5 protein-coding genes and 1 pseudogene are annotated in these 4,793 nt (G+C 72.6%); 5 read left to right on the forward strand and 1 reads right to left on the reverse strand.

What is annotated here, in order from left to right; translation table 11 throughout:
* The 4 genes from Q4D18_RS11075 to Q4D18_RS11090 all read left to right on the forward strand — a co-directional run.
* On the forward strand, positions 1 to 325 hold a 325-nt coding region (locus Q4D18_RS11075), incomplete at its 5' end, for an amino acid ABC transporter ATP-binding protein (RefSeq protein ID WP_303128375.1).
* Positions 326 to 381: 56 nt separating this feature from the next.
* Positions 382 to 1,272, forward strand: a complete 891-nt coding sequence (locus tag Q4D18_RS11080) for a glutamate ABC transporter substrate-binding protein (protein ID WP_303128376.1) — start codon at positions 382 to 384, stop codon at positions 1,270 to 1,272.
* Between the two features lie 100 nt (positions 1,273 to 1,372).
* Positions 1,373 to 2,053 (forward strand): amino acid ABC transporter permease, encoded by a 681-nt coding sequence (locus Q4D18_RS11085; RefSeq protein ID WP_303128378.1) that lies wholly within the window; start codon positions 1,373 to 1,375, stop codon positions 2,051 to 2,053.
* A complete protein-coding gene (locus Q4D18_RS11090; RefSeq protein WP_303128381.1) occupies positions 2,050 to 2,934 on the forward strand; it encodes an amino acid ABC transporter permease in 885 nt (294 codons plus the stop codon). Before Q4D18_RS11085 ends, Q4D18_RS11090 begins: the two co-directional genes overlap by 4 nt.
* A gap of 90 nt (positions 2,935 to 3,024) precedes the next feature.
* On the opposite strand, the gene dapE is transcribed toward Q4D18_RS11090, so the two are convergent.
* On the reverse strand, positions 3,025 to 4,167 hold the full coding sequence (dapE, locus tag Q4D18_RS11095; RefSeq protein ID WP_303128383.1) for a succinyl-diaminopimelate desuccinylase: 1,143 nt from the start codon (positions 4,165 to 4,167) through the stop codon (positions 3,025 to 3,027).
* 70 nt (positions 4,168 to 4,237) lie between these two features.
* On the opposite strand from dapE, the pseudogene Q4D18_RS11100 reads away from it, so the two are divergent.
* A pseudogene (locus Q4D18_RS11100) lies at positions 4,238 to 4,793 on the forward strand (2,3,4,5-tetrahydropyridine-2,6-dicarboxylate N-succinyltransferase); the annotation flags it as partial.

Here is a 4,793-nt window from a genome sequence, read left to right on the forward strand (position 1 = left end):
CCAGCTCTCCGGCGGCCAGCAGCAGCGCGTCGCGATCGCCCGCGCCCTGGCCATGGAGCCCCAGGCCCTGCTGTTCGACGAGCCGACCTCCGCCCTGGACCCGGAGATGGTCCAGGAGGTCCTCGACGTCATGGTCGGCCTGGCCAAGGAGGGCATGACCATGGTCGTGGTGACCCACGAGATGGGCTTCGCCCGCAAGGCCGGCGACCGTGTCATCTTCATGGCCGACGGCGAGGTCCTCGAGGACGCCGACCCCGAGACGTTCTTCACCAACCCCCGGCACGAGCGCGCCCGCGACTTCCTCGGCAAGATCCTCGTCCACTGACGTCCCCCACCCCGCGGTCCGCCGCACCCCACCCACCCCGTCATCAGGAGCACTCCATGATCCGTTCGAAGTTCCTCTCCGTCACCGCCGTCGCCGCCGCCGCGGCCCTGTCCCTGTCCGCGTGCTCGCCGTCCTCCTCGGGCGGTGCGGGCGAGTCCTCCGCCGCCGGCGGCGCCTCCAGCAGCTCCCAGGCCGGTGGCGGGGACACCCTGCGCATCGGCATCAAGTACGACCAGCCGGGCCTCGGCTACCGTCAGGGCGACGCCCAGCCCACCGGCTTCGACACGGACGTGGCCCGCTACGTCGCCGACAAGATGGGGGTGGCCGAGGACAAGATCACCTGGGTGCAGACCCCGTCGGCCAACCGCGAGAACGCCCTTGAGAACGGCGAGGTGGACATGATCCTCGCCACCTACTCCATCACCGACGCCCGCAAGGAGCGCGTGGGCTTCGCCGGCCCGTACTTCGTGGCCGGCCAGGACCTGCTGGTCCGCGCGGACGAGTCCGGGATCACCGGCCCGGAGTCCCTCAACGGCAAGAACCTGTGCTCCGTCACGGGCTCCACCTCCGCCCAGAAGATCAAGGACCAGTTCGCCTCCGGTGTGAACCTGGTGGAGCAGGGCGGCTACGCCGAGTGCGTGACCTACCTCGAGTCCGGCCAGGTCGACGCCGTCACCACGGACGACATCATCCTCGCCGGCCTCGCGGCCACGGATGCCAACAAGGGCAAGTTCAAGGTCGTGGGCAACACCTTCACCACCGAGCGTTACGGCGTGGGCATCCCGAAGGGCTCCGACAAGTGCGAGGCGATCAACGACGCGATCGCCGAGATGAAGGAGTCGGGCGAGTGGGAGAAGGCCCTGAAGGCCAACACCGAGGGCACCGGCTACGAGTACAGCGAGGAGCTGAACTCCGGCGAGGCCGCCAAGGCCGAGCCCTGCGCCTGACCCCTCCCCGTCCTCGACGCACCGCCGGCGGCGGCACCCCCGTGCGGGGATGCCGCCGCCGCGGCGGTGACGGCGCCTCCCACCGACCATCGGAAGAGACATGGAATCCCTGTCCACCCTCCTGGAGCAGTACGGCTCCCAGGTGCCGGCGGCGTTCTGGATGAACATCCGCCTGGCCCTGCTGGCCACGCTGGGCTCGTTCGTCCTGGGCGTGCTGCTGGCCCTGTGCCGCATCTCCCCCGTGGCGTCCCTGCGGGCGCTCGGCGCCGGGTACGTGCACGTCGTGCGCAACACTCCCCTGACCATCCTCATGCTGCTGGGCGTGCTCGCGGTGTGGGGCCAGCTGAAGATCACCTTCGCCCCCGACTTCCAGCTGAACTTCTTCGTCTACGCCGTGATCGCGCTGTCGCTCTACCACGCGGCGTTCATGTGCGAGGCGATCCGCTCCGGCGTGAACACGGTGCCCCTGGGCCAGGCCGAGGCCGCGCGGGCGATCGGCCTGGGCTTCCTGCCGGCCGCGCGGCTCGTCATCCTCCCCCAGGCGCTGCGCGGGGCCATCACGCCCCTGGGGAACACCGTGATCGCCCTGACGAAGAACACCACGGTGGCCGCGGCCGCCTCGGTGGCCGAGGCCTCGGGCCTGATGAAGACCATGATCGAGTTCCGCCCGGACGTCATGGTGGCGATCTTCCTGACCTTCGCGATCGGCTTCTGTCTGATCGTCATCCCGATCGGCCTGCTGACCACGTGGGCCTCCGACAAGTGGGCGGTGGCCCGATGAGCGCGTCCGTGCTGTTCGACGCCCCGGGCCCCGCGGCTCGGCGGCGCATCCTGATCGCCAACCTCGTGGCCGCCGTCGTGGTCCTCGCCCTGGCCGCCCTCGTGCTGGTGCGCCTGCAGGAGCGGGGTCAGCTCGAGCCGCGCCGCTGGACGGCCGCGCTCGACGCGAGCGCGTGGTCCGACTACTACCTGCCGGGCCTGCAGTTCACCCTGCAGTCCGCGGGCATCGCCGTGGTGACCTCGGTGGTGTTCGGCCTGGTGTTCGGCTTCCTGCGACTGGCGCCTCTGGCCCCCGTGCGCGCCGTCGCGGCGGTGGTGGTGGAGTTCTTCCGCGCCGTCCCGGTGCTGGTCATGATGGTGTTCTTCTACCAGGCCTTCGCGCTGGCCGCCCGCAGCGGGGCGATCAACGCCGCCGACAGCCCGTACTACGCCGTGATCGTCGCCCTGACGCTCTACAACGGCGCGGTGATCGCGGAGCTGGTGCGCTCCGGCGTCCGCTCGCTGCCCAAGGGCCAGCGCGAGGCCGCCGCGGCGATCGGCATGACCCCGAACCAGTCGCTGCGCCTCGTGGAGGTGCCCCAGGCCCTCGTGGCCATGCTGCCCTCGCTGCTGAGCCAGTTCGTGGTCATCCTCAAGGACTCGGCCCTCGGCTACCTGATCGGGTTCTTCGAGCTGCTGCAGTACGCCCGTCAGCTCGGCGCCGGCCAGGGCAACATCCTGCAGACCCTCGTGGTGGCCGCGGCGATCTTCATCGTGATCAACATGATCTTGACGTGGATCGCCACCCTGCTCTCCCGCCGGCTCTCCTCCCGCACCGCGGGCCGCACGAAGCCGGCCGCCGGGTCCTCCGCGGTGGCCGTCGGCCGGAAGGCCGCCGCCTGACCGGTCCCGGGCACACACGAGCCCGCCGTCTCCGTCTCCGGGGGCGGCGGGCTCGGTCGTCCGGGGGCTTCCGGGCAGGTCGGGGCCGGGTCAGCCCAGCAGCCAGGCGCGAAGGGCGTCCCGGCAGGCCTCGACGGCGGCGCGCTCGACGTGCTCGTCGTCGGTGTGGGCCAGCAGGGCGTCGCCGGGGCCGAAGTTCACGGCCGGCACCCCCAGCTCCGAGAAGCGGGCGACGTCCGTCCAGCCGTACTTGGGCTGGGGCCGTCCGCCCACCGCCGCCACGAAGCCCGCGGCCGCCGGACGGTCCAGGCCCGGCCGGGCGGCCGCGGAGGCGTCGGTGACCTCCACCTGCGCCTCCCAGTCCACGCCGGCGCCCTCGAACACCTCACGCACGTGGGCGTGGGCCTGCTCGAGGGTCTTGTCCGGGGCGAACCGGTAGTTGACCTCCACGGCCGCCGCGTCCGGGATCACGTTGCCGGCCACGCCGCCGCTGACCCGGATGGCGTTGAGGCCCTCCCGGTAGTCCAAGCCCTCCACGGTCACGGTGGCCGGCTCGTACGCGGACAGCGCGGTCAGGAGCGCGCCGAGCTTGTGGATCGCGTTGTCCCCGCGCCAGGCCCGCCCGGAGTGCGCGGCCACGCCGGAGAAGCTCACCCGGTAGCGGCACGTGCCGTTGCACCCGCCCTCGACGACGCCGTCCGTGGGCTCGAGCAGCACGGCGAAGTCCGCCTCGAGCAGCTCCGGGGCCTCGCGCGCCACGCGGCCCAGGCCCGACTTGTGGGACTCGACCTCCTCGTGGTCGTAGAACACCCAGGTGACGTCGTGCGCCGGGCGCGGGCCGGCGTCGTGCCCGACGAGCCCGGCCAGCGCCAGCTGCACGGCCACGCCGGACTTCATGTCCACGGCGCCGCGGCCGTAGAGCACGTCCCCCTCCCACGTGCTGGGGACCGTGCCGCGGGATCCAGGCACCGTGGGCAGCGGAACCGTGTCCAGGTGCCCGGCGAGGACCACGCGCGAGCCCAGGCCCAGGTCCGTGCGGGCCACCACCGCATCCCCGAAGCGCCGCACCTCGAGCCGGTCCAGCCGCCGCAGCGCGGCCTCCACGGCGTCGGCGAGCGGGCCCTCCTCGTCCGAGACGGAGCGGATGTCCAGCAGGAGCGCCGTCAGGGCGGCGACGTCCAGGTCCTCGGCGGTGAGGTCGGGCAGGGCGGGGGCGGACACGGTGTCGGTCATGGTGTCCATCCTACGGACGCGGTCCGCTCGCGCCGCGGGCCGCGGAGGGCGCATCGGTAGGCTGGCGGCCATGACCGAGACCTCCCAGAACACCCGCCCCCGCCTCGTCTCCGGCCACGGCCTGGCCACCCTCGCCGCCGACGGCGCCGTCCTGGACGTGTGGTTCCCGGCCCCCGCGGCCGGCCCGCTCGCCGAGGCCGACGCATCCCTCGCCGAGACGCTGCGCGGCCTCGCTGCCGACGACGCCGACCGCGGCACCACCCAGCAGGTCGTGGAGGTGGAGGCGGACCTCGACGCCGCGCCGGCCTCCGCCGAGGACGCCTGGCTGCGCCTGCACGCCCTCTCCCACCGCCTGGTCCGTCCGAACGAGCTGAACCTCGACGGGGTCTTCGGGCTGCTGACCAACGTCGTGTGGACGAACTTTGGCCCGTGCGCCGTCACCGGCTTCGAGCTGACCCGCGCGAAGCTGCGCGCCCGCGGCACCGTCAACGTCTACGGCGTGGACAAGTTCCCCCGCATGACCGACTACGTGGTCCCCTCCGGCGTGCGCATCGGCGACGCCGACCGCGTCCGCCTGGGCGCCCACCTGGCCGAGGGCACCACCGTCATGCACGAGGGCTTCGTGA

Source organism: Micrococcus sp. (assembly GCF_030523875.1).
GTDB lineage: Bacteria > Actinomycetota > Actinomycetes > Actinomycetales > Micrococcaceae > Micrococcus.